This is a genomic window from Rhodopseudomonas sp. RCAM05734 (assembly GCF_052658035.1).
In genome coordinates this window covers 200612-223071 of record NZ_CP199742.1, presented here as the reverse complement: position 1 = coordinate 223071, position 22460 = coordinate 200612, and the positions used below count along the sequence as shown (strand labels likewise).

General features: G+C 64.2%; 24 protein-coding genes and 1 pseudogene. 15 read left to right on the top strand and 10 right to left on the bottom strand.

Annotated elements, in window-relative coordinates:
• Window positions 1-102: 102 nt before the first annotated feature.
• Window positions 103-1540, bottom strand: a pseudogene (pyk, locus tag ACUXVA_RS01125) (pyruvate kinase).
• The gene (locus tag ACUXVA_RS01120) at window positions 1537-2127 is read right to left on the bottom strand and encodes a DUF1036 domain-containing protein (RefSeq protein WP_265081924.1); all 591 of its coding nucleotides are present in this window, start codon (window positions 2125-2127) and stop codon (window positions 1537-1539) included. Before ACUXVA_RS01120 ends, pyk begins: the two are co-directional and overlap by 4 nt.
• 173 nt (window positions 2128-2300) lie before the next feature.
• On the opposite strand from ACUXVA_RS01120, the gene ACUXVA_RS01115 reads away from it, so the two are divergent.
• Complete coding sequence (locus ACUXVA_RS01115; RefSeq protein ID WP_265081925.1) at window positions 2301-2633, top strand: DUF1244 domain-containing protein; 333 nt, start codon at window positions 2301-2303, stop codon at window positions 2631-2633.
• A 171-nt stretch (window positions 2634-2804) separates the two neighbouring features.
• Window positions 2805-3080 (top strand): DUF2312 domain-containing protein, encoded by a 276-nt coding sequence (locus ACUXVA_RS01110; RefSeq protein ID WP_265081926.1) that lies wholly within the window; start codon window positions 2805-2807, stop codon window positions 3078-3080.
• Window positions 3081-3381: 301 nt separating this feature from the next.
• Here ACUXVA_RS01110 and ACUXVA_RS01105 read toward each other — a convergent pair whose 3' ends face one another.
• The 5 genes from ACUXVA_RS01105 to ACUXVA_RS01085 all read right to left on the bottom strand — a co-directional run bounded on the left by ACUXVA_RS01105 (window position 3382) and on the right by ACUXVA_RS01085 (window position 10387).
• Entirely contained in the window at window positions 3382-5001 is a 1620-nt protein-coding gene (locus ACUXVA_RS01105) for a DUF882 domain-containing protein (protein ID WP_445490451.1), read from the bottom strand.
• A 268-nt stretch (window positions 5002-5269) separates the two neighbouring features.
• The gene (locus tag ACUXVA_RS01100) at window positions 5270-7384 is read right to left on the bottom strand and encodes a L,D-transpeptidase family protein (RefSeq protein WP_265081927.1); all 2115 of its coding nucleotides are present in this window, start codon (window positions 7382-7384) and stop codon (window positions 5270-5272) included.
• Between the two features lie 296 nt (window positions 7385-7680).
• Window positions 7681-9192 (bottom strand): sigma-54-dependent transcriptional regulator, encoded by a 1512-nt coding sequence (locus ACUXVA_RS01095; protein WP_265081928.1) that lies wholly within the window; start codon window positions 9190-9192, stop codon window positions 7681-7683.
• A 93-nt stretch (window positions 9193-9285) separates the two neighbouring features.
• Window positions 9286-9933: a TerC family protein gene (locus tag ACUXVA_RS01090; RefSeq protein WP_265081929.1), complete on the bottom strand. Its 648-nt coding sequence runs from the start codon at window positions 9931-9933 to the stop codon at window positions 9286-9288.
• A gap of 115 nt (window positions 9934-10048) precedes the next feature.
• Window positions 10049-10387 (bottom strand): hypothetical protein, encoded by a 339-nt coding sequence (locus tag ACUXVA_RS01085; RefSeq protein ID WP_265081930.1) that lies wholly within the window; start codon window positions 10385-10387, stop codon window positions 10049-10051.
• Window positions 10388-10486: 99 nt separating this feature from the next.
• On the opposite strand from ACUXVA_RS01085, the gene ACUXVA_RS01080 reads away from it, so the two are divergent.
• From ACUXVA_RS01080 to ACUXVA_RS01040, 9 genes are all read left to right on the top strand, one after another.
• Window positions 10487-10816 (top strand): helix-turn-helix domain-containing protein, encoded by a 330-nt coding sequence (locus ACUXVA_RS01080; RefSeq protein ID WP_265081931.1) that lies wholly within the window; start codon window positions 10487-10489, stop codon window positions 10814-10816.
• A gap of 2 nt (window positions 10817-10818) precedes the next feature.
• Window positions 10819-11244, top strand: coding sequence for a hypothetical protein (locus ACUXVA_RS01075; RefSeq protein ID WP_445490447.1), 426 nt, complete (start codon window positions 10819-10821; stop codon window positions 11242-11244).
• Between the two features lie 23 nt (window positions 11245-11267).
• Window positions 11268-13154 carry a M3 family oligoendopeptidase gene (locus tag ACUXVA_RS01070; protein WP_445490445.1) on the top strand — a complete coding sequence of 629 codons (1887 nt, stop codon included), beginning with the start codon at window positions 11268-11270 and terminating at the stop codon, window positions 13152-13154.
• Window positions 13155-13282: 128 nt separating this feature from the next.
• Window positions 13283-13507, top strand: coding sequence for an AbrB/MazE/SpoVT family DNA-binding domain-containing protein (locus ACUXVA_RS01065; protein ID WP_265081934.1), 225 nt, complete (start codon window positions 13283-13285; stop codon window positions 13505-13507).
• A 12-nt stretch (window positions 13508-13519) separates the two neighbouring features.
• Window positions 13520-13921 carry a type II toxin-antitoxin system death-on-curing family toxin gene (locus ACUXVA_RS01060; protein ID WP_265081935.1) on the top strand — a complete coding sequence of 134 codons (402 nt, stop codon included), beginning with the start codon at window positions 13520-13522 and terminating at the stop codon, window positions 13919-13921.
• Between the two features lie 123 nt (window positions 13922-14044).
• Window positions 14045-14197: an aa3-type cytochrome c oxidase subunit IV gene (locus tag ACUXVA_RS01055; protein WP_265081936.1), complete on the top strand. Its 153-nt coding sequence runs from the start codon at window positions 14045-14047 to the stop codon at window positions 14195-14197.
• 78 nt (window positions 14198-14275) lie between these two features.
• The gene (locus tag ACUXVA_RS01050) at window positions 14276-15406 is read left to right on the top strand and encodes a Re/Si-specific NAD(P)(+) transhydrogenase subunit alpha (protein ID WP_265081937.1); all 1131 of its coding nucleotides are present in this window, start codon (window positions 14276-14278) and stop codon (window positions 15404-15406) included.
• Between the two features lie 12 nt (window positions 15407-15418).
• Window positions 15419-15736, top strand: a complete 318-nt coding sequence (locus ACUXVA_RS01045) for a proton-translocating transhydrogenase family protein (RefSeq protein ID WP_265081938.1) — start codon at window positions 15419-15421, stop codon at window positions 15734-15736.
• 10 nt (window positions 15737-15746) lie between these two features.
• Window positions 15747-17147 (top strand): NAD(P)(+) transhydrogenase (Re/Si-specific) subunit beta, encoded by a 1401-nt coding sequence (locus ACUXVA_RS01040; protein WP_265081939.1) that lies wholly within the window; start codon window positions 15747-15749, stop codon window positions 17145-17147.
• A 65-nt stretch (window positions 17148-17212) separates the two neighbouring features.
• Here ACUXVA_RS01040 and ACUXVA_RS01035 read toward each other — a convergent pair whose 3' ends face one another.
• A complete protein-coding gene (locus ACUXVA_RS01035; protein WP_265081940.1) occupies window positions 17213-17605 on the bottom strand; it encodes a VOC family protein in 393 nt (130 codons plus the stop codon).
• A 186-nt stretch (window positions 17606-17791) separates the two neighbouring features.
• On the opposite strand from ACUXVA_RS01035, the gene ACUXVA_RS01030 reads away from it, so the two are divergent.
• The 3 genes from ACUXVA_RS01030 to ACUXVA_RS01020 all read left to right on the top strand — a co-directional run bounded on the left by ACUXVA_RS01030 (window position 17792) and on the right by ACUXVA_RS01020 (window position 20258).
• A complete protein-coding gene (locus ACUXVA_RS01030) occupies window positions 17792-18883 on the top strand; it encodes a calcium:proton antiporter (RefSeq protein WP_445490440.1) in 1092 nt (363 codons plus the stop codon).
• Between the two features lie 20 nt (window positions 18884-18903).
• Window positions 18904-19191 (top strand): cupin domain-containing protein, encoded by a 288-nt coding sequence (locus ACUXVA_RS01025; protein ID WP_265083564.1) that lies wholly within the window; start codon window positions 18904-18906, stop codon window positions 19189-19191.
• Window positions 19192-19373: 182 nt separating this feature from the next.
• Window positions 19374-20258 (top strand): hypothetical protein, encoded by an 885-nt coding sequence (locus ACUXVA_RS01020; RefSeq protein WP_445490438.1) that lies wholly within the window; start codon window positions 19374-19376, stop codon window positions 20256-20258.
• On the opposite strand, the gene ACUXVA_RS01015 is transcribed toward ACUXVA_RS01020, so the two are convergent.
• Together ACUXVA_RS01015 and rpsU are read right to left on the bottom strand one after the other, a co-directional pair.
• Window positions 20255-20947, bottom strand: a complete 693-nt coding sequence (locus ACUXVA_RS01015; RefSeq protein WP_445490436.1) for a tetratricopeptide repeat protein — start codon at window positions 20945-20947, stop codon at window positions 20255-20257. The two genes, ACUXVA_RS01020 and ACUXVA_RS01015, sit on opposite strands and share 4 nt — an antisense overlap.
• Before the next feature lie 119 nt (window positions 20948-21066).
• Window positions 21067-21375 (bottom strand): 30S ribosomal protein S21, encoded by a 309-nt coding sequence (rpsU, locus tag ACUXVA_RS01010; RefSeq protein WP_265081943.1) that lies wholly within the window; start codon window positions 21373-21375, stop codon window positions 21067-21069.
• 280 nt (window positions 21376-21655) lie between these two features.
• On the opposite strand from rpsU, the gene aqpZ reads away from it, so the two are divergent.
• The gene (gene aqpZ, locus ACUXVA_RS01005; RefSeq protein WP_265081944.1) at window positions 21656-22378 is read left to right on the top strand and encodes an aquaporin Z; all 723 of its coding nucleotides are present in this window, start codon (window positions 21656-21658) and stop codon (window positions 22376-22378) included.
• Window positions 22379-22460: the final 82 nt, after the last annotated feature.

Below are 22460 nucleotides of genomic sequence, written 5' to 3'. Positions count from 1 at the left end.
CGGAATACTGGATCGCCCGGTCCCGGCGCGCAAGTGCGCACCAGGCCGGGCGATGACAGTGGAGTTTGTTGATACGGGGTAAGGTCAGTCCCGCGCCGCTACCTACATCTCCGCGTCAGCCTTCGGGCCGACATAGGCTATGCGCACCATGTTGGTGGCGCCGGGAGTGCCGAGCGGCACGCCGGCGACGATGATGACGCGCTGGCCGGCCTTGGCGAAGCCATCGCGAAACGCGATGCTGCCGGCGCGATCGACCATGTCGTCCTGATCGTGCGCGTCTTCGGCCACCACGCAATGCACGCCCCACACCACCGCCAGCCTGCGGCCGGTGGCGGCGTTCGGCGTGATCGCCACCACCGGCGGTTTCGGCCGCTCGCGTGCAACGCGGATCGCGGTGGATCCTGAACTGGTCCAGCAGATGATCGCGGACAGGTCGAGCGTCTCCGCAATCTGCCGCGCGGCGCCGGCGATGGCGTCGCCCGCGGTGGCTTCCGGCTCCGGCCGCTGCGCGGTGAGCACGCTGCGATAGATCGGGTCGCGTTCGACCTCCTCGCCGATGCGGTTCATGGTGGCGACAGCCTCGACCGGAAATCTACCGGCCGCCGATTCCGCCGACAGCATGATGGCGTCGGCGCCTTCATAGACGGCCGTGGCGACGTCCGAGACTTCGGCGCGCGTCGGCACCGGGCTCTGGATCATCGATTCCAGCATCTGCGTGGCCACCACCACCGGCTTGCCGGCGCGGCGCGCCATGCGCGTCATCTGCTTCTGCAGGCTCGGCACGCGTTCCAGCGGCAGTTCGACGCCGAGATCGCCGCGCGCCACCATCAGCGCGTCGGACACGTCGAGGATTTCAGCCAGTCGGTCGATGGCCTGAGGCTTCTCGATCTTCGACATCACCGCGGCGCGGCCACGAGATCAGCTTCTTGGCCTCGATGACGTCGTCGGCGCGCTGCACGAAGGACAGCGCCACCCAGTCGATCCCGGTCTCCAGCGCGGCTTCGAGGTCGGCGCGATCCTTCGGTGTCATCACCGAGATAGGCAGGTCGGTATCGGGCAGGCTGACGCCCTTGCGGTCCGACATCCGGCCGCCGATCACCACACGGGTCACGGCGCGGTCCGGCGAGCACTCCTCGGCAATCAGGCGGACCTTGCCGTCGTCGAGCAGCAGCGCGTGGCCGGGGCGCAGCGCCGCGAGAATCTCCGGATGCGGCAGCCGCACCCGGGTGTTGTCGCCGGGGGTCTTGTCGGAATCCAGCGTGAAGGTCTCGCCGTTCCTGAGCTGGATGGCGCCATCGGCGAACGAGCCGAGCCGCAGCTTCGGCCCTTGCAGATCGACGAGGATGCCGATCGGGCGGCCATAGCTGCTCTCGACATTGCGGATGGTCTTCACCAGCTCGCGCATCTTGTCGTGCGAGGTGTGGCTCATATTGATGCGAAACACGTCCGCGCCCGCTTCGAACAGCTTGCGGATCATCGTGCTGTCCGATGACACCGGACCCAGCGTTGCGACAATCTTGATGCGTCGCATGCGCCTCATGGCTTGGATCCCGGCGTGACGCTGGGCGGCAGCGTGCCGGGAAGCGGATTGCCCGGTGCGTTCGGCATTCCCGGCAGGCCGCCCTGTCCGGGCGGGCCCGCTGGCCCCGGAACGCCGGGCAGCTTTGGCGGATTTTGTTCGTTGGATTCGGTCAGCTGGACGGTCCATGCGCGCTGTTCGCCCGTGTCGACCTCGAAGAACCCGGTGCGATCGAAGCCGCGCGCCAGACAATTCTCGGTGCCCTTGATGGTGAATTCCTTGTCGCGCGAGCACATGAAGGCCTGGCCGGACCATTCGCCGCCGCGGTCGTAGTCGAGCGCGTAGATGTAATAGAAGCGGGCCACAAGGGTGCCGCGCAGCAGGGTTTCGCAGGCCCGCGACGACACGTTCCACCAGCCTTCGGTGGTCCAGCCGTCGGCGTCCTTGTAGCCCAGCGCGATGCCGACCCGGCTCGACGTATTGTTGCACAGGCGGAAATCGGCCGCCGCCGGACTGGTCGACAGCCACATCAGGGCAAGCGCCAGCACCGGCCAGAGCGCGGCGGCGCGAGGAAGTCGGGAGCGGCAATAGGAATCTGCAGAGGTCATCGAGAGAGGCTATATCAATTCATTGACGATTTCGCGCGAGCCGTCGGATCTGTCCACGGTCGCGGAACCTGCGATGCAGAAGCTTGTTTGGCCGGCGAAGTGGCAAAATCTGTGACAGAGCACCACTTTATGTAAAACCGGGCAAACCACCAACGAGAATAGCGAGACCAGCCATGACGGTTGACAAAACGGCGTCCGACAGCGCGGCGCTTGACGAAAAAACCCGGACCGAGCTGGAAGCCGCGGCCTTCCGGCGCCTGGTCGCACATTTGCGCGAACGGACAGATGTCCAGAACATCGACCTGATGAATCTGGCGGGCTTCTGCCGCAATTGTCTGTCGAACTGGCTGAAGGAGGAGGCCGACGCCAAGGGGGTCCCGATGAGCAAGGACGACAGCCGCGAGGCGGTCTACGGCATGCCCTACGAGGCCTGGAAAACGCTCCACCAGGCGCCGGCAACCCCTGAGCAGGCCGCCGCATTCAAGAAGAGCCATTCCGGGCATTGACGCGCTTTTCGCGCTGCTGTTCCGTGCGGAAAATGAAAGTTGTGGGGGCACTGTGGATGACCGCGATGCTGTCTTGACGCCGGCCGTCCCACTCTTGAGTGTCTTTTTAACTTACGGGCGCGCATAACGTCGCTCCCCTGTCCACCAAACCAATCCCACTAGGAGTATCCGATGGCAAACACGGCCACGTCCGTTCTGGACGATCAGGCGACGCATTCTTTCGCCAAGGACCAGCTCAAGGCCATCGTCGAGCGCATCGAGCGGCTGGAAGAAGAAAAGAAGACCATTTCTGACGACATCAAGGATGTCTACGGCGAAGCCAAGGGCAACGGCTACGACGTCAAGGCGCTGCGCACCATCATCCGCATGCGCAAGCAGGATGCCAACGAGCGCGCCGAGCAGGAAACCATCCTGGATACCTACATGCAGGCCTTGGGGATGCTCTGAGGCGATGGCGTCGCTGTCTTTCTTCCCCTCTCCCCCGCGCGCAGCGTAGCTGCGCGAAGGTGGGAGAGGGTGCATAGGCGGCATTCTGCCGCCGTTATTGGACGGACGCCGATGCGAAGCATCGGCTACGCGAAGTGAGGGCGGGAGAGGGGGAGTAGCCGCGCGCACTTCAGAAGACGCCCCCTCCCGTCTCGAACCCGCTACGCGTGTTCGATCCACCATCTACCCCCAGACGCGGCTGCGCTGCACCCGGGAGAGAGGGGAAAGCCAGTCGATTTATTGAAGTTATTGTCGCTGCGCCTCAGCGCAGTTCGGCGGTCCGGGTGAACGGCGTGGTTGCCAGCGTGGTGATGGCCGTACCGGTGAACCGGTCGCAGACGAGGCCGAGCTGCGGATCGTCAGCGAAGCTCATGGTCACCGCAGCCTGCGGTTTGACGAAATGTGCACGCAAGACGGTGAGATCGCCGTCGCCCATCACCGTCGTGGACATCGACGTGATCGCGCTCGGTGCCAGGATCATCATGCGCGTCCAGACACTCTCGTCGCGGCCCGGTGCGGCGGAGAGCCGTGCGGAGGTGGAGATCGCGCTGATCTGGCCATGGCTGCCCTTGGCCAGCACGGTGGTGATGCTGGTGACCGCCATCGGATTGCGGGCCGGCGAGGCCGGGCGTGCGCTGCGCGGAATCGGCGCGCTGGCGGCCACGATCTGGCTGCGGTCAAGCGGTGCCGACGGCGGCGCATAGGCCAGCGCCTGCTGGAAGGCGGAGGCGGCGGCCGATTGCGGCTCGGCGGCATTGGCCAGGGCCTGGCGGGCGCTGATGGCAGCCACCTGGGCCGGGCTTGCCTGCTTCGGCGCGGCCGGCATCTGGTCCCAGAAGCCGCGGGCATTGATAATGTCGGCGGGCGTCTGCGGCTTTGTCGCGGTGTCCCCGGCTAGACCGGCAGGCGGGCGAGGCGCCGGATTGCCATCCGACGCCATCCGCGGCGCGGGCGGTACGATGTCAGCCGAGGCGACCTGGAAGCTGGCAGCCCGGGCCGGCTTGGCGCGGGGCATCGGAACCGGTTCGGCAGATTTCGCGGGCATCGCGGCGGCCATCAGGCCAATGGTCGAGGGCTTGGCGGGAGCGGCGGGGGCCGCGCCTTCTTCGTCGTCGTCATTCGACTTGCCGCGAAACAGCGAGGTGAACAGGCCGGGCTTGCTCTTGGCGAGGGCGGCGCTGTCGCCGTCGCCGCGCTTCTCGATGTCGGCCATGGCCAGCTGGTAGCCCGGCAGGGGATTGCCATCGGACGGCACATGTACGGTGCGGCCATCCGGGAATACCCGTGCCAGCTGATCGTGGGTCATGCGCGGCCAGTGGCGGATGCTGCCGGTGTCGAGATGGACGAACGGCGAGCCCGATGTCGGGTAGAAGCCGACGCCGCCGCGTTGCAGGCGCAGTCCGGCGAAACGGATCTGTTCGAGCGGCACCGCCGGGATGAAGAAGTCCATGGCGTGGCCCAGCATGTGCTGGCTGGCGCGCGCCACGCCGGACGACCGGCGGCGCAGCATGGCGTTGGTGGCAGGGGAGCGGTAGGCGGAGATGATCTGGATGGGCTGCTTGCCGTCGACGTCGCGGTAGACTTCCCAGAGGATGTCGAACAGGCGACGATCCATGGTGGTGGAGTCCTGGCTGCGCCAGTCGCGGAGGAAATGGTTGATCTGTTTCAGCGCATCTTCGTCGTAGCGACCGTTGCGCTTGAAGGTGACGGTCAGGTCTTCGCCGGAATGGGTGTGGTGGAAGGACAGGGTGCGGCTGTCGCCCAGCGCGGTCGCATCGTGAACCGTGCCTGCGGCTGCGATCAGCAGCAGCGACGACAGGCAGGCGTGAAAGCCGGCGCGCGCAGACAGCGATTTGAGATTGCGTGCGAAACCAACCAGCACGTATGAGCCCACCCAGTTCGATCGATACTTCTTCCGCTACCCCATGTGGCGAAAGAGAGTGAACGCAGTCTTAAAACGGGAGGGTCAAACGAGATCCAAGGCCCCATCCCCCAAGTCGGAGATCAACCTAACCCCCTGAGTATGGCGAAAAATAGCCCATTGCCGCTTTGCGGATGGAGGATGGTTAATGCGGGCAGGGCGGTCCACCCTATAAAAAGGGCCCCGCATCAGCGAGGCCCTTGATTTTGTTGGCTATTATGTCGCCTGCCTAGCGGATGATTCGGCGCTGGCGCTGGTTTCCGGTGGGCACTGGCGCGGGGGTCGGTCCGCCGAACAGCCGTTCGAAGAACGACGGGCCGCTGTTGCTGCTGTTGCCACCGCCGAAGGAGTCATTGAACGCGACGCCCTGCGGAATGTCGGCCTTCGGACGGGCATAGCTCGGCTGGGCATGAGCGACGACGCTCTCCAGATCCTTGCCCTTGGCGTTGCGCAGGATCGCCAGCATCTGCGCGTCGCGCCCGTAGACGTCCTTGCGCAACTGCAGCTTGCCGGCGTCATCGACGAAGGCGGTCTGGTAGGTGATGTTGACCGGGATCGGTGTCGGGAATTTCAGGTCGATCTCGCTCTTGCCGTACATGCCGCGGATCTTCTCCGGCGTGTAGCGCTCGCCCGGCATGATGATGTTGAGCAGGGTCGCCGCGTACTGGTCCGGGTTCTGCACGCGCATGCAGCCGTGGCTGAAGGCGCGTTCGTCGCGGGCGAACAGGTTTTTGTCCGGCGTATCGTGCTGATAGACCAGGAACTTGTTCGGGAAGTTGAAGCGGATGCGGCCCAGCGCATTGGCTTCGCCGGGCGGCTGCGCAATGTGGATGCTGCCGTCGGAGTTGCGCGTGAGCTTGAGGCCCATGCGTTGCAGGACCGTCGGATCCTGCTGCAAGGCTGGCAAATACTCATTGTAGATGATCGATGGCGGCACGTTCCAGGTCGGATTGACGGTGATGTACTTCATCGTTTCCGTCAGCAGCGGCGTGGCATGATTGCCGGGCTTGCCGACCACGACGCGCGTGGTCCAGGCCTGTGCGCCGTTGTGCATGACCTTCAGCGAATAGTCGGGAATGTTGAGAATGACATAGGCGTTGCCGATAGCAGCCGCACCGAGCTGACGCGGCAGCCAGCGCCAACGCTCCATGTTGACGATGACGGTGTCGATCTGGCGATCGCGCTTGGGCGCGTTCATGGCGCGCACGGTGGCCTCGTCGAGCACGCCGCTCGCTTTCAGCTCGTTGCTGGCCTGGAATTTGCGCACGGCGTCCGCAACGGCGGCATCGTATTTCGTGTCGTCAGGATTATCGACGTTGAGCCGGGCGCGCAGCAGCGGCACGCGCGGGTCCTCCATCACGGCCGCTGCCTGCTTCTTCGTCGGCTTGACGAACTTCAGCGCGGGGCCTTCGCCGATCGGCTGCTGCAGCGTGCCGGTCTCGCCGCGCAGTTCGGCGAGCTTCTTCTTCAATTCCTGATAGGCCTTGTGCGGCGGGTTGTAGCCGTCGAGCGCCGCCGAGGGGTTCTTCGCTGTCGAGACATTCACCAGCACTTCGGTCGGATCGATCGGGTGCTCGGGATACTGGATGTCGCCGGAGACCTGAGACCAGTGCATGCGACCGCTCTGGGCCTGGCGGGCATAGTCCAGCACGCTGGCGGTCAGTTTCAGTTCGGCTTCGGCCAGTGCGTCGGGCGAAGTCGCGGCGGCGAAATCCGGAATCGGATAGTCGGCGGCGTTGAGGCCGTCGGACCCGGCGTCCTTCAGTCGCGCGACGACGCTCTTGGCGATGGCGGTCACGGTACCGGCCTGCGTCCACAGCGGTGCGAAGTTGCGGGTGGTGTAGAACTTCTCAACGGCCGCGCGCTCGCCCTTGCGATCGAACAGGCGCGACGTCTTCGCGCCCAGCATCTCGCGCAGTTTGTCGACCACCGGCTGATCCGCGGATGCCACGGTGCTCGCCGGCTTGGCGGCTTCCGTCGACGTTTCCTTGGCCTGCTCCTTCGCGGGTTCGACGGCAGTCGGTGCAGCGGTCGCAGTCGATGCAGCCGGCGTGACCGATTCAGGAGTCGCGGCGGCAGGTTTTGCTTCGGTGGCCGTGACGGTGGTCTTCGCCGCGTCGGGCGTCGAGGCCGTGACGTCGGACTTGAAGTCGCCGGCGGTGGGCGGTGGGACGTTGGCCGGCTCGGGGCGTGGCACGGCCGCATCGATGGCCAGATCGGCAGCGCTGCTGCGGGCAGGTTCTGCCTGCGCGAAAGCCGCCGAGGTAGTGACCGTCAGGAATGTAGCGGCCACGGCCATCAGCACGCGGTCAAATCCCGAGCGGCCATTCGAATAGTCACGCATTCTCGCACCCCTTGGATGAAGCTGTCCCGCCAAGGAACAGGTCCTGTTTCACGTCACGGCAGCTGCTGAAGCGCCTGCATTAGTAGGCCGGCACGCCACGATTCCTACGCGGACGATACACACGCCCGAAACAAGCGCCAGCGCATCCCGGGGTATCTCACGACAAACTGACCGCAACGTGGCGCTTTTGCAATGTAAAGCGCGGTTCTGACGCGCTTTTTGAGTGGTGTGTCACCGCGCCGCCACGGTTCGAAGTTCCCTCTGATATCGATCGCGCCGGTATTGCGCGTGCGTGTTCAGCTGGTCGTTTCGGAGCCGGTAGTCAGTGCGTCTTTGTCCTTGTCCGCAGCTTCATCGAGCTTGCGGTAAAGTGTCGAGCGGCCGATTTTCAGCCGGCGCGCCACCTCCGACATCTGACCGCGGTAGTGCGCAATGGCAAAGCGGATGATCTCCGCTTCCATATCTTCCAGCGCGCGGACTTCGCCGGCGGGCGTCATCAATGCGAGGCTGGCCGCGCCGGCGAATGGCGCGATGGGGATGTCGGCGCCCGATACCATTGCCGGCGCCGTCGCGTGGAATCCCGGCTCGATCATCAGCGGTTCTGCTGCGTGTTCAGCCATGGTCGGCGTCAGTGCCGCCGCCTGCGGGAAATCTGCCAGCCCGAGCTGGTCGCCCTCGCTCATCACCACTGCACGGTAGACGACGTTTTCGAGCTGGCGGATGTTGCCCGGCCAGTCGAGCTGCGCCAGCCTGGCCATTGCCTCGCCGGAGATCCCGGTGATCGGCCGGTTCTCCTCGGCGCAGAACCGCGCCAGGAAATGCCGCAGCAGATGCGGAATATCCTCGCGCCGGTCCCGCAGCGGCGGCAGCGTCAGCGGCAGGACATGGAGCCGGTAGAACAGGTCTTCACGGAATTGCCCGGCCTTGACGCGCTCGAGCAGCTTGCGATTGGTGGCCGAAACGATGCGGACATCGACCTTGGTCGGCTTGCGACCACCGACGGCTTCGACGGATCCCTCCTGCAGCGCGCGCAGCAGCTTGACTTGCGCTGCCAGCGGCAACTCGCTGACCTCGTCGAGAAACAGCGTGCCGCCAGAGGCTTCGACGAACTTGCCTAGATGCCGCTCGGTGGCACCGGTGAAGGAGCCCTTCTCGTGCCCGAACAGGATCGACTCCACGAGATTGTCGGGAATCGCGCCGCAATTGACGGCGACGAACGGCTTGCTGGCGCGCTCGCCGGAGCCATGGATGGCGCGCGCGATCAACTCCTTGCCGACGCCGGATTCACCCTCGATCAGCACTGGAATGGTGGATGTCGCCGCCTTGCGCGCGGTGCGCACGACGTTGTCCATCGCCGCGCTGCGGGTGATGATGTCTGCAAAGGTCAGCCGTCCTTCGCGGCTGTGCTTGATGCGCTGCAGTTCGCCCTTCAGCGCGCTGGCATTGAGTGCGTTGCGCAGGGACACCTGCAGCCGCTCGAGTCCGACCGGCTTGACCACGAAGTCGTGTGCGCCGGCGCGCATCGCCGACACCACATTGTCGATGCCGCCATGGGCGGTCTGCACGATCACGGGAACGCCGAGGCCGGCCTCGCGGATCTTGCCGAGCACGCCCATGCCGTCGAGGCCGGGCATCACCAGGTCAAGCACGACGGCATCGACCGGCGGCGCGTCCGGATCGGTCAGCCGGGCGAGCGCGGCATCCCCGCTGTCGACAATGATGGCCTCATAGCCGCAGCGAAGGACCATGTTTTCCACCAGACGGCGCTGAATGGCGTCGTCGTCGGCCACGAGAATGCGTTCGGCCATAGGGCACTCCAACAGGGGCAACTTGTCCCGATTTGGGCCACCATGGCGAGGAAACCGTTAATGCTTTCCTAACGGCGTGGTGTGTTTCCACCGCTATCTGGATGTCAGCGTCTGGGCGTGAGGCCAAACCTCGAGCGCGCCGCGATAGATCATGTCGCCGGCCACATACAGGATGATGGCGAGGCCGACATAGGCGATCCAGCGGTGGTTCTGCAGCAGCTTGGCGATGAAGCTGGCGGCAAGACCCATCAAGGCGATCGACAGCGCAAGGCCGAAGATCAGGATGGTGGGATGATCGCGCGCCGCACCGGCGACTGCCAGCACGTTGTCGAGCGACATGGAGACGTCCGCCAGCGTGATCTGCCAGATTGCCTGTCCGAGCGTCTTGCGCGGGCCGGCCGGCGTGCCGTCGGCATTGAGCTGGTTTTCCAGCGCGTCGAGGTCGTGCTCATGGCCGGCGCGCAGTTCGCGCCACATCTTCCAGCAGACCCACAGCAGCAGCACGCCGCCGGCGAGCAGCAGGCCGATGATCTGCAGCAGTTGCACGGTGACGCTGGCGAAGCCGATGCGCAGGAGCGTGGCGGCGATGATGCCGATCAGGATCGCCCTTCCGCGCTGCTCTTTGGGCAGTCCGGCAGCGGCAAGGCCGATGACGATGGCGTTGTCGCCGGCCAGCACCAGGTCGATCATCACGACCTGGAAAAATGCAGACAGGGCTTCGGGGGTGAAAAGTTCGGTCATGGGCCGCTCCGTTGAACGTCCAGTCCGACATCACAGTTCACATGAACTGCCAGAGGGGCCCGGGCCTGGACGTGATTACAATAAAGTCCGCGAGGATCGCCCGCGGGTGTCGTTTCTAGTCCGGTCGCTCCGGTTGCGAAACGAGCCGGACCATCTGGTCTGGCTCGATGAGGATAGTGATGCCGATACCGACAAATGTCAGCACGCCGGCAATGTCGAACCAAGTCAGTCGCAGGCCGTCGCGATGACACAGCATTGCGATGCCGGCAGTTGTTGCAGCCATCGCGAACGCCAAGGTCGCCACCGCCGGTGCCAGTGCGTCGAGGGAGATAATCGCTCGCAATGCGAGCGCTATCACCAACATGACAAGCAGAACGGTCGCGAACAGTTCCCTGGTCCGGCCGAGGCCGGGCGCATAGCGGCTATCAATAGGGTTTCGGTCGGTGAATGCCATGCTGCATCTCGTCGCGGCCCGTGATGTTCACCCAGCCGGCCAGCCATGCTACGAAAAAGTCGTCACGTCGATCAATTCAAATTGGATAGTTTCGTAATCATGAAACTTGATCGAGATCAAGTCAAGCCTGCCGAAGGACGGCAGGGCAAGCCTGTGCCCGAGGCCAGGCTGGCACGAAAGCAGGCTGGCGATTGGCTGAAGCAGCGGCGCGCCGAAGCCGGGCTTTCCCAGGTCGATCTCGCCGGGCGGCTCGGTCTCAAATATTACACCTTCATCTCCCAGGTAGAGAACGGGTTCAGCCGGGTGCCCACCGAGGCCATGGAAGCGTGGGCCACCCAGTTGGGCCTCGATCCCTCCGTTTTCGCAAGGCACCTGCTGTTCTACTACGAGCCGGAACTGCACCGGCTGCTGTTCGGGGTGAAGCCATGAATGTGATCGCATTCGCGCAAAGACCAGCCTCCGGCGCCTGGAGCGAGGCTGAACTGAACATCGTTGTGGCCGCGCTCAATCTTCCCGATGGCGACTGGGAAACAGGCACCACCGAATGCGGCGATGCGCAGCCGTATCTGCTTGGACCGCGCCCGGAGCAGGCCTGCGAACTGTGCGTCTCGCGCATCGACGGCCGTTACATTCTGGAGGATGGCGCCGGCCGGCTGCTGTTCGATCACGAAAACCTGGCCCTTGTTGCGCAGCAGGCGAGGGGCGCCCTTCGCCGCACGAATTGGTGGCTTGTCGCACGGGTGGTTGTCTTGTGGTGTACGATTCGCCATGTGATTCATGACAAGATCGAACCCTTGCTCACCGAAAGCGAAGAGCTGCTGGTCCATCTCACACCGCAGCTTGTCGCCTTTGCCTAATTGCTGCGCCAATGAAAGTGCCCATGACGAGATCTGCGACGTCCTACCGCACCGCCAAGGCTGCCCGTAAATCGCTCTCCCGCAAGGCGGCGCCGGCCGCCAAGGCAACTCGCTCACCGGCGGCCAAATCCAAGGCGGCCAAACTGCCGGAATGGAATCTGGCCGACCTGTACTCGGCAATCGATGCGCCGGAAGTGGCCCGCGACCTCGACCGGATTGACGCCGACTGCGCCGCCTTCGAGGCGGACTACAAGGGCAAGCTGGCGACCGAAACTGCCAAGCCGGGCGGTGGCGCCTCGCTGGCGGCTGCCGTGAAACGCTACGAGGCCATCGACGATCTCGCCGGACGGCTCGGTTCATATGCCGGCCTGATCCACGCCGGCGACAGCGTCGACCCCGCGATCTCGAAATTCTACGGCGACGTGTCCGAGCGCATCACCGCCGCGTCGGTGCATCTGCTGTTCTTCGGGCTGGAGCTCAACCGCATCGACGATGCGGTGATCGAACAGGCCATGCAGACCCCGGAGCTGGGCCACTACCGGCCGTGGATCGAGGACAGCCGCAAAGACAAGCCGTACCAACTCGAGGACCGCGTCGAGCAGCCGTTTCATGAAAAATCCCAGACCGGCTACGGCGCCTTTAACCGGCTGTTCGACCAGACCATCTCCGGCCTGCGATTCAAGGTCGGTGGCAAGGAGCTGGCGATCGAGCCGACGCTGACCATGCTGCAGGATCGTCTGCCCGCCAGGCGCAAGGCGGCCGGACAGGCGCTGGCCAAGACCTTCAAGGCCAATGAGCGGACCTTCGCGCTGATCACCAACACGCTGGCCAAGGACAAGGAAATTTCCGACCGCTGGCGCGGTTTTGCCGATGTCGCGGACTCCCGCCACCTCAACAACCGGGTCGAGCGCGAAGTTGTCGACGCGCTGGTAACTTCGGTGCGTGCGGCCTATCCACGGCTGTCGCATCGCTATTACGCCCTCAAGGCGCGCTGGTTCGGCAAGAAGAAGCTGGCACACTGGGATCGCAATGCACCGCTGCCGTTTGCAGCCACCGGCAGCATTCCGTGGGACGAAGCCCGGAGCATGGTGCTGACGGCCTACACCGCGTTCTCGCCGGAAATGTCCGATATTGCCAAGCGCTTCTTCACCGATCGCTGGATCGACGCTGCCGTGCGGCCCGGCAAGGCGCCCGGCGCGTTCTCGCATCCGACCACGCCGTCGGCGCATCCCTATGTGCTGATGAACTACCAGGGCAAGCCGCGTGACGTCATGACTTTGGCCCATGAACTCGGCCACGGCGTGCACCAGGTGCTGGCGGCGAAGAACGGCGCGCTGATGGCGCCGACGCCGCTGACGCTGGCCGAGACCGCCTCCGTGTTCGGGGAGATGCTGACCTTCAAGCGGCTGCTGTCGCAGACCAAGAATGCCAAGCAGCGTCAGGCGCTGCTGGCCGGCAAGGTCGAGGACATGATCAACACGGTGGTGCGGCAGATCGCGTTCTATTCCTTCGAGCGCGCGATCCACACCGAACGCCGCAACGGCGAACTGACCGCCGAACGGATCGGCGAGATCTGGCTGAACGTGCAGCGCGAAAGCCTCGGGCCGGCGATCGACATCAGACCGGGCTACGAGAACTTCTGGATGTACATCCCGCACTTCATCCATTCGCCGTTCTACGTCTACGCCTACGCATTCGGCGACTGCCTGGTGAACTCGCTCTACGCCGTCTACGAAAATGCCCAGGATGGCTTCGCCGAACGCTACCTCGCCATGCTCGCGGCTGGCGGCACCAAGCATTATTCCGAACTGCTGATGCCGTTCGGGCTGGATGCCAAGGATCCCAAATTCTGGGACGGTGGGCTGTCGGTGATCTCCGGCATGATCGATGAGCTGGAGGCGATGGGGTAACTTCGCCGTACAACATATGTTGAACAAGGCCGCAGGGTGTTGTACGTTTGTACAACATCCCGCGGCCTTGTTTTGTAAGGAGGTCGAACGAGACGCGAGCAACTGTGATCCATGAGAAGGAACTGAAGATGAAGCTCGAAATCAAAAAGATCGGCAATTCGGACGGCCTTCTGTTGCCGAAGGAATTGATGCAGCGGCTTGACCTCAAACGGGGACAGGAACTGCATGTGACGGAGTTGGCGGGCGGCGGGTTGCAGTTGATGCCTTACGACCCGGACTTTGAAGAAACGATGGAAATTGCCGACCAGACCATGGACAAGTATCGCGACACGTTAGCGGCACTTGCAAAATGACAGGGATGAGGCATGAGCGAGCTGCTCGAGCCCCGATGGATCACGTATGAGCAGGCTGTCGCGATCCATAGCCGGCAACTCCGTCGTTTTGGCGGTGCGACGGGATTGCGAGACGAAGGCATGCTGCGCTCCGCGCTTGAGCGCCCGGTCAACAAATGGCGCTACGAGCAAGCCGAGTTGGCCGAGCTAGCCGCTGCCTATGCCTACGGATTGGCGAAGAATCATGCTTTCGTCGATGGCAACAAACGCATCGCATTCTTGAGCATGAGGGTATTCCTCATCAAGAACGGAGTTCAATTCGCTCCCGATCCTGCTCACGCAACTTCCATCATCCTCTCCCTCGCCGCCGGAGAGGTCAGCGAGGAAAGCCTCGCGCGCTGGATTCGGGACAACTGGCCGGCTGCGCCAGTCTGAATTCCGGCAAACGGCATTGCTTGCGAAACGACGCGACATGCCGGCTGGTGCCACCGCCGTTGCTCTCCCCTCCCGATTGCGCTAATTCCAAGGCAACATGCGCACCAAGGCTGGAGACGCCCGATGTCAGACCATAACGAAGTTGCCTACACCACCGCCGACGGCAACGATTATCCCGCCCATGAGCAGACCTATGAAGGGTTCATCATGCTGGTGAAGTACGGCACGGCAGGCGTCGTCGCCATCGTCGCCCTGATGGCGATCTTTCTGACCTGATCCATCGCGGCTGCGCCGCGAAAGCGGCATTGTCGCCCCGATTTGCTCACGCGCGCGCCGTGCGCCGCCGGAGGCCCTATGAAGATTGCCGTCGCCAAGGAAATCGATCCCTCCGAGCCGCGCGTGGCGATCTCGCCCGATACGGTGAAGAAGTTCAAGGCGCTGGGCGTCGAGATCGCCATCGAGCCGGGCGCCGGCACCAAATCCGGCATGCCGGATTCGGATTTTACGGCCATGGGCGCTACCGTCAGCGCCGATGCGGTGAAGGACGCCGACATCGTCATCAAGGTGAAGCGGCCCGAGGCGTCCGAGCTGGCGAATTACAAGCGCGGCGCGCTGGTCATCGCCATCATGGATCCCTATGGCAACGACGCCGCGCTGAAGGCGATGGCTGAAGCGGGCGTCTCCGCCTTTGCGATGGAGCTGATGCCGCGCATCACCCGTGCCCAGGTGATGGACGTGCTGTCGTCGCAGGCCAACCTGGCCGGCTACCGTGCCGTGATCGAGGCCGCCGAGGCCTTCGGCCGGGCTTTCCCGATGATGATGACGGCCGCCGGCACCATTCCTGCCGCAAAGGTGTTCGTGATGGGCGTCGGCGTCGCCGGCCTGCAGGCGATCGCCACCGCACGCCGGCTCGGTGCCGTGGTCACCGCCACCGACGTGCGGCCCGCGACGAAAGAGCAGGTCGAGTCGCTCGGCGCCAAATTCCTCGCGGTCGAGGACGAGGAATTCAAGAACGCCCAGACCGCCGGCGGCTACGCCAAAGAAATGTCCAAGGAATACCAGGCCAAGCAGGCCGCGCTCACCGCCGAGCACATCAAGAAGCAGGACATCATCATCACCACCGCGCTGATCCCGGGCCGGCCCGCGCCGCGCCTGGTCACTGCCGACATGGTCGCATCGATGAAGCCGGGCTCGGTGCTGGTCGATCTCGCGGTCGAACGCGGCGGCAACATCGAAGGCGTCAAGCCCAACGAGGTGGTCGACCTCAACGGCGTCAAACTGGTCGGCTACACCAACCTCGCCGGCCGCGTTCCCGCTTCTGCCTCCAGTCTCTACGCGCGCAACCTGTTCGCTTTCATCGAGACCCTGATCGACAAGTCGACCAAGGCGCTGGCGGTGAACTGGGACGACGATCTGGTCAAGGCGACGGCCCTGACCAAGGACGGCGCCGTCATCCATCCGAATTTCCAGCCGAAAACCGCGTAAGGGAGACCCGCCATGGATCATATCGCACAGGCCGTCGACCCCTTCGTGTTCCGGCTCTCGATCTTCGTTCTCGCGGTGTTTGTCGGCTATTTCGTGGTGTGGTCGGTGACCCCCGCGCTGCATACGCCGCTGATGTCGGTGACCAACGCCATTTCCTCGGTCATCGTGGTCGGCGCATTGCTGGCCGTCGGCGTCACCATGGTCGGCAGCGGCGGCATCTGGGCACGCGGCTTCGGTTTTGTCGCATTGATCTTCGCATCCGTGAATATTTTCGGCGGCTTTCTGGTGACCCAGCGCATGCTGGCGATGTACCAGAAGAAAAAGAAGTAAGGGCAGCCCGATGAACGCCAATCTCGCTGCAGTCCTGTATCTCGTCGCAGGCGTCCTGTTCATCCTGTCGCTGCGCGGGCTTTCCAGCCCCGCCTCCAGCCGGCAGGGCAATTTCCTCGGCATGGCCGGCATGGCCATCGCGGTGGCCACCACGCTTGCTGCCCATCCGCCCGCGGACGGCATCGGCTGGGTGCTGGTGATCCTCGGCGTCGCCATCGGCGGCGGCATCGGTGCCGTGATCGCCAAGCGCGTGCCTATGACCTCGATGCCCGAACTGGTCGCGGCCTTCCACTCGCTGGTCGGCATGGCCGCGGTGCTAGTCGCCGCCGGCGCGTTCTACGCGCCCGAAGCGTTCGACATCGGCACCCCCGGTAACATCCATGGCGCCAGCCTGGTCGAAATGTCGCTCGGCGTCGCCATCGGCGCGCTGACCTTCACCGGCTCGGTGATCGCCTTTGCGAAACTGTCCGGCCGCATGAGCGGCTCGCCGATCATCCTGCCGTTCCGCCACATCATCAATATCGTGCTGGCGATCCTGCTGGTGGTGTTCATCGTCGGCCTGGTCAAGACCGGCAGCGTGGTCGACTTCTGGCTGATCGTGATCCTGGCGCTGGCGCTCGGCGCGCTGCTGATCATCCCGATCGGCGGCGCCGACATGCCGGTCGTGATCTCGATGCTGAACTCGTATTCCGGCTGGGCCGCGGCGGGTATCGGCTTCACGCTTGGCAACTCGGCGCTGATCATCACCGGCGCGCTGGTCGGCTCCTCCGGCGCGATCCTGTCCTACATCATGTGCCACGCCATGAACCGGTCCTTTATCTCGGTGATCCTCGGCGGCTTCGGCGGCGATTCCGCCGCGGCAGGCGCCGGCGCCGGCGGCGAAGTGCGCCCGGTCAAGCTCGGCTCGGCGGACGATGCGGCCTTCATCATGAAGAACGCGCAGAAGGTCATCATCGTGCCCGGCTACGGCATGGCGGTGGCGCAGGCGCAGCACGCATTGCGCGAGATGGCCGACAAGCTCAAGGCCGAGGGCGTCGAAGTGAAGTACGCCATCCATCCGGTGGCTGGCCGCATGCCCGGGCACATGAACGTGCTGCTGGCGGAAGCGAACGTGCCCTATGACGAGGTGTTCGAACTTGAGGACATCAACTCGGAATTCGCCCAAGCGGACGTGGCCTTCGTGATCGGCGCCAACGACGTCACCAACCCGGCCGCCGAGGACGACAAGACATCGCCGATCTACGGCATGCCGGTGCTGCAGGTCTGGAAGGCCGGCACCGTGATGTTCATCAAGCGCTCGCTGGCGTCCGGCTATGCCGGCATCGACAACCCGCTATTCTACCGCGACAATACCATGATGCTGCTCGGCGACGCCAAGAAGATGACCGAGAATATCGTCAAGGCGATGTAGAGCGATTGGCTCACCGCATGAAAACGCCCGGCCGCAAGGCCGGGCGTTTTGCTGTTGGCGCCAGCTTACGCGGCCGGGTCTTTCGGCATGCGGTACAAGGCGCACAGCTTGTTGCCGTCGAGGTCGCGGAGATAAGCGAGGTAGAGCTTCACGCCGCCCATGTCGCGCACGCCCGGCGGATCTTCGCAGGTCGTTCCGCCATGGGCGACGCCGGTGGCGTGCCAGGCGTCAACTTCGGCAGTCGATGCCGCGGCAAAGCCGACCGTGCCGCCATTGGCCGGTGTGGCAGGTTTGCCGTCGATCGGTTTGGACACGGAAAAAGTGCCGGTCTTGGTGCGGTAAAACACCCTGTGGCGGTCGACCGCACCCTGCGGAACGCCGAGCGTGCCGAGCAGCTTGTCGTAGAACGACTTTCCCGCGTCGAGGTCATTGGTGCCGATCATAATATGTGAAAACATTTCGTTTCTTCTCCCGATATTTTGCAGGCTCACCTTAAGGCGATAGCCAGTTATAAACATCGAACGCCGTTTGGCGAGCCGGCTGATCTGTTCATCTCATGTGGCAACCGATGGCGCGGTCTCGCGTTGGTTCCGTGTTGCCTCTCTCTCCCTGCTTTCCGCTTCTCTCGTTCCCGGACCCGCCAGATGTCATTGAACACCATTCCCAGGTCGTCCTGGATCTTTCCTGCCTTGGCTGTGGTCTTCGTGGCGGCATCGGCCGGCATGCGACTGACGTTCACGCCTTCGGCCTCGGGGATGCTGTTCGCTGCGGCGCTGCTGGTGATCCTGTTCGGCACCGTATTCGCCGCGGTTCACCACGCCGAGGTGATTGCCCACAAGATCGGCGAACCCTACGGCACGCTGCTGCTGACATTGTCGGTGATCATCATCGAGGTCGCCGTCATTGCAACCATCATGCTGGGCGACAAGGCCGTTCCGACACTGGCGCGCGACACGGTGTTCGCCGTCGTGATGATCGTCTGCAACGGCTTGGTGGGGCTTTGCATCCTGGCCGGCGGTCTGCGTTTCCAGGAGCAGGAATTCCAGGTCAGCGGCGCCAAAGTCTATTTGATCGTGCTGATCGTCCTCGCGACCATCTCGCTGATCCTGCCGAACTACACGCTGACCACGCCAGGCCCGCTCTATTCGGCCCTGCAGCTCGCCTTCGTCAGCGTCATCACGCTGATCCTGTATGGCCTGTTTCTATACACCCAGACGATACTGCATCGGGATTACTTCATCACCAGCGGCGACGACGACGAGGATGAGAGCGACGCATCGAACCGGGTGCTCTCGATCAGTGCCATCCTCCTGGTGATCTCCCTGGTCGCCGTCGTGCTGCTGGCGAAGTCATTCTCGGTGGTCGTCGATGCCGGCGCTGCCGCGATCGGCGCGCCGCCGGCATTCTCCGGCATTGTCGTGGCGCTGCTGGTGCTGCTGCCGGAAAGCGTCGCTGCGATCTCCGCGGCACGCCACAACAAGTTGCAGAAGAGCATCAACCTGTCGCTGGGCTCGGCGCTGGCCACTATCAGCCTCACCGTTCCGGCGGTGGCGCTGGTCGCCTACCTGCTGGACAAGCCGCTGGTGCTGGGCCTCGCGCCGCGCGAAATGGTGCTGATGGTGATGACCTTCGCGATCAGCATGCTGACCTTCGCCACGGGCGTGACGAATATCCTGTTCGGCATGGTGCATCTGCTGGTGTTTGCGGTATTCCTGCTCGTGGTATTTGTGCCTTAACCGATCGAAGGACCTGAATGATGCTCGCTGCCCAATCCGACGTCCAGCAGGACACGCCCGAAGTTCGCGTCACCGAATGGCGTCTGGCGCCGGGGGCGGCGACCGGTCACCACACCCACGGGATGGATTATGTGATCGTGCCGATCACCACGAGCGTGATGACCATCGTGGCGCCGGACGGCACCCGCTCGCAGGCGCCGATCACCACCGGCAAATCCTATTTCCGCAAAGCCGGCGTCGAGCACGACGTGCTCAACGAGACCGACAAGGAAATCGTGTTTCTCGAGGTCGAGGTGAAGAAGGTCTAGGCGCTGCCGACCGCGGTCATGCAAGCGGGCTTCCGGATTCCAGCGGAACCGGAAGCTGTGGCCTGCGCCCGCCGATGCGTCATAAATCTTCTTACTCGTTTCGGCACTGCCACCGATCTGTCGCGATTGATCCCTCAATCAGCCTCAAAGTTCCCGCATGTCAGCGTGGGGAGAGGCTGATCATGCTGAAATACGTTTCCAAATTCGTGCTCGATATTCTGCCGTCGGTGGTGGCGACCATCGTCGGCGCATATATCGTTAACCACTACATCATCCCGAAGCCGGATGCCGGCAAGCCGGCGGCTGCGGTCGCCTCGACGCCGGATCCCGCCGCAGCGAACAAGGCTGCCAGCGCCAAGCCCAGCGAGACCTCTTCCGATCTGGCCAATGTGCCGGCTCCCGCCGTATCCAGGGCCAAGAGTGGCGAAAAAGGTGGCGATAAGCCAGTCGTCGAGAAAGCTGCCCTCGACAAGTCCGAGAAGCCGGATAGCCCCGGCGCGCCGGCCGAGTCGCGCCGTCACCAGCCCGCGGCCCGTGACAAGGCCGTCGCCAAGGCGGCGCCGGCAGCCGCCGTGGTCGCGCCACCGGTCGCCACGGTGAGCGTTGCGCCGTCGAGTGCTGCGCCGGCCGAGAGCGCGCCGACCGCGGATGAACGCCGCGATGCCAATGATCTGGCCCGCGCCGCCATTGAGCGGCTGCGTGGCGCCAAGGAGGCCCAGCCGGCCCCCCAGGAAGCCGCACGGGCTCCCGAGGTGCCGCGTGTTCAGGAAGCCGTGCGCAGCGAGCCTGTGCCCGCGATGCCGCAGTTGCCGCCGCCCATCATGGTCTCGACGCCGAGCGTTGAAACCTTCGGTTCGGTGCCGTCACGGCCGCCTTACGCGCCGGAGCGCAGCGCCGATCCGCGCCGTCCGCGGCCTCCCGGCGAAATTCCGTCGCCGCCGCCTCTCGACCTGCAGGCCGATGCCACCGGCTCGACCCGGCGCGACCGAACCAGCGTTGCCGAAGACGTCCTGTCGGCCGCCAAGTCGGTGTTCCAGTCGGTTATCCCCAAGGAATTCGAGCGCTAATTAGCAAGCGGGCGATTGCTCTGCGTCAGCCGGCCCGGCCGCCCATGCGAGCGAGACCGTTGCGGGCGGCGTCGTCCTTTGGTCGCAGCGTCACCGCGCGGCTGTAGGACTCTGCCGCCTTCGCGCGGTCGCCGATCTCGCTCATAGGCCGTGCCGCGGGCGAGCCAGATCTGTCCGTTTTGCGGCGCCGCCTGAACGGCCTCATCGAGGTCGGCAGCGGCTTCCTGGTTCTTGCCGAGGGCGAGATAGCACTGCGCGCGGCTCAGCAGCGGGTCGGCCTGTAGCGGCGTCAGGCCGTTGGCCGAGGTGAAATCGGCAATGGCGAATTCGTACTGCTTCTCGGACTGGTACATGATTCCGCGCTGATAGAACGCCTGCGCGTTGTGCGGATCGAGATTGAGCGCAGTGCTGAACTCAGCCCGTGCCTCTGCGGATTTGCCCGATTGCGCGAGTGCCTGTGCGCGGGCGAGATGCAGCAGTGCGTCGGCGGGATTGGTGTCGTTGGCTTCCGACGTCGATCCAGCGGGCAGGGGAGAGGCCTGGGGCGCCGCGTTCTTGCTCGAGCCCGGTGTCAGCGACGACAGGTCGAACGAGCACCCGGCGCTGCAAAGGCCGGTGGCGAGCAGCACGACCAACGCGAGGCCGCGTGCGCAGGTGCGGAGGGCCTGGTCGCGAACCGGAGCTACCATGGTCGCAAATCTCGCAGGGCTGGTGGGAGCTATAGGTAACCCGCCGCGCGGCGAAAAGCACCGGTCAAAAATAACGCGGGCTCTGGGCCCGCGCTATTCAAATCAGTCGCTTCGCAAGATCAGCGCGGACCGCGCGGACCCGCGCTGGCACCGGCACCCGGACCGCTGCGGCCGCCACGATCACCACCGGGACCTGCGCCGAACACCGGCTTCGGCTTCATCGGCAGCAGGCCTTCGCGCTGCAGCTTCTTGCGGGCCAGCTTGCGTGCACGGCGCACGGCTTCCGCCTTCTCGCGAGCCTTCTTTTCAGACGGCTTTTCGTAATGACCGCGGAGCTTCATCTCGCGGAAAATACCCTCGCGCTGCATCTTCTTCTTCAGCGCCTTGAGAGCTTGATCGACGTTATTATCGCGAACGAGAACCTGCACGCGGCATCCTCTTCAATTGATCGGATTGGAATTCGGGTAAAGCGAAGGGCCGACGAAAGGCCAAGCCCTCAACCTCAAGGGCGCGGATGTACCAGATCGAATCCGGAATGTCCACCTCGCAGCGCGGTCGTTTTGAGCCTCCGATGGTCGAAAAGTGCGGATTTTTGCGGTCTTTTCGGCAAATTGCACGGCGCCCCCGGTCTCGACAGCGGCTCGGGCGCGGCGGCATAGTTCCCGGACGATTCTGATCTTCAAAGCCATCTTCCGGGGGAATCCCATCATGAATACAAGAAAATATGCAGCCGAAGCGATCGGCACCTTTTGGCTGACTTTCGCGGGGTGCGGCAGCGCCGTGATCGCCGCGGCGTTCCCGCAGGTCGGCATCGGCCTCGTCGGCGTCTCGCTGGCGTTTGGACTCAGCGTCGTCACCATGGCCTACGCGATCGGTCACGTCTCCGGATGCCATCTCAATCCTGCTGTCACGGTTGGCCTTGCGGCGGGCGGACGATTTCCTGCTGGTCAGATCCTGCCCTATATCGTCGCGCAAATCGTCGGCGCGGTGGCGGGCGCCGCTGTACTGTATGTGATTGCCAGCGGTGCGGCGGGCTTCGATGTCGCGAAGGGCTTTGCGTCGAACGGCTATGATGTCCATTCGCCCGGCAAATACAGCCTGATGGCGTGCTTCCTGATGGAAGTGGTGATGACGATGATGTTCCTGTTCGTCATCATGGGCGCGACCCACGGCAAAGCCCCTGCAGGCTTCGCGCCGCTGGCCATCGGTCTGGCGTTGGTGATGATTCATCTGGTCAGTATTCCTGTGACCAACACTTCGGTGAATCCCGCGCGCAGCACCGGGCCGGCACTGTTTGTCGGCGGCTGGGCGATCCAGCAACTGTGGCTGTTCTGGGTGGCGCCGCTGATCGGCGGCGTGCTGGGCGGGGTGATCTATCGCTGGCTCAGCGACACTCCGGAAGGCGTCGTCGAAGGCAAGGTGTCGGCCTGACACGCGCCGGGACCATGGTCCGCTGAGCGGTGAATATGTTGCGGCGGCGTTGCGGCAAACTTCAGGCAGGCTGCCGCAACGC

Bases quoted from the DNA above. Each gene is read 5' to 3' on its own strand.
- ACUXVA_RS01110 (WP_265081926.1), top strand. From the start codon at position 2,805: ATGGCAAACACGGCCACGTCCGTTCTGGACGATCAGGCGACGCATTCT.
- ACUXVA_RS01060 (WP_265081935.1), top strand. From the start codon at position 13,520: ATGAGCGAGCTGCTCGAGCCCCGATGGATCACGTATGAGCAGGCTGTC.
- ACUXVA_RS01085 (WP_265081930.1), bottom strand. From the start codon at position 10,387: ATGGCATTCACCGACCGAAACCCTATTGATAGCCGCTATGCGCCCGGC.
- ACUXVA_RS01050 (WP_265081937.1), top strand. From the start codon at position 14,276: ATGAAGATTGCCGTCGCCAAGGAAATCGATCCCTCCGAGCCGCGCGTG.
- ACUXVA_RS01020 (WP_445490438.1), top strand. From the start codon at position 19,374: ATGCTGAAATACGTTTCCAAATTCGTGCTCGATATTCTGCCGTCGGTG.
- ACUXVA_RS01070 (WP_445490445.1), top strand. From the start codon at position 11,268: ATGACGAGATCTGCGACGTCCTACCGCACCGCCAAGGCTGCCCGTAAA.
- ACUXVA_RS01095 (WP_265081928.1), bottom strand. From the start codon at position 9,192: ATGGCCGAACGCATTCTCGTGGCCGACGACGACGCCATTCAGCGCCGT.
- ACUXVA_RS01045 (WP_265081938.1), top strand. From the start codon at position 15,419: ATGGATCATATCGCACAGGCCGTCGACCCCTTCGTGTTCCGGCTCTCG.
- ACUXVA_RS01025 (WP_265083564.1), top strand. From the start codon at position 18,904: ATGCTCGCTGCCCAATCCGACGTCCAGCAGGACACGCCCGAAGTTCGC.
- ACUXVA_RS01015 (WP_445490436.1), bottom strand. From the start codon at position 20,947: ATGGTAGCTCCGGTTCGCGACCAGGCCCTCCGCACCTGCGCACGCGGC.
- ACUXVA_RS01100 (WP_265081927.1), bottom strand. From the start codon at position 7,384: ATGCGTGACTATTCGAATGGCCGCTCGGGATTTGACCGCGTGCTGATG.
- ACUXVA_RS01040 (WP_265081939.1), top strand. From the start codon at position 15,747: ATGAACGCCAATCTCGCTGCAGTCCTGTATCTCGTCGCAGGCGTCCTG.
- ACUXVA_RS01065 (WP_265081934.1), top strand. From the start codon at position 13,283: ATGAAGCTCGAAATCAAAAAGATCGGCAATTCGGACGGCCTTCTGTTG.
- ACUXVA_RS01120 (WP_265081924.1), bottom strand. From the start codon at position 2,127: ATGACCTCTGCAGATTCCTATTGCCGCTCCCGACTTCCTCGCGCCGCC.
- ACUXVA_RS01035 (WP_265081940.1), bottom strand. From the start codon at position 17,605: ATGTTTTCACATATTATGATCGGCACCAATGACCTCGACGCGGGAAAG.
- ACUXVA_RS01090 (WP_265081929.1), bottom strand. From the start codon at position 9,933: ATGACCGAACTTTTCACCCCCGAAGCCCTGTCTGCATTTTTCCAGGTC.
- ACUXVA_RS01115 (WP_265081925.1), top strand. From the start codon at position 2,301: ATGACGGTTGACAAAACGGCGTCCGACAGCGCGGCGCTTGACGAAAAA.
- ACUXVA_RS01030 (WP_445490440.1), top strand. From the start codon at position 17,792: ATGTCATTGAACACCATTCCCAGGTCGTCCTGGATCTTTCCTGCCTTG.
- ACUXVA_RS01055 (WP_265081936.1), top strand. From the start codon at position 14,045: ATGTCAGACCATAACGAAGTTGCCTACACCACCGCCGACGGCAACGAT.
- ACUXVA_RS01080 (WP_265081931.1), top strand. From the start codon at position 10,487: ATGAAACTTGATCGAGATCAAGTCAAGCCTGCCGAAGGACGGCAGGGC.
- aqpZ (WP_265081944.1), top strand. From the start codon at position 21,656: ATGAATACAAGAAAATATGCAGCCGAAGCGATCGGCACCTTTTGGCTG.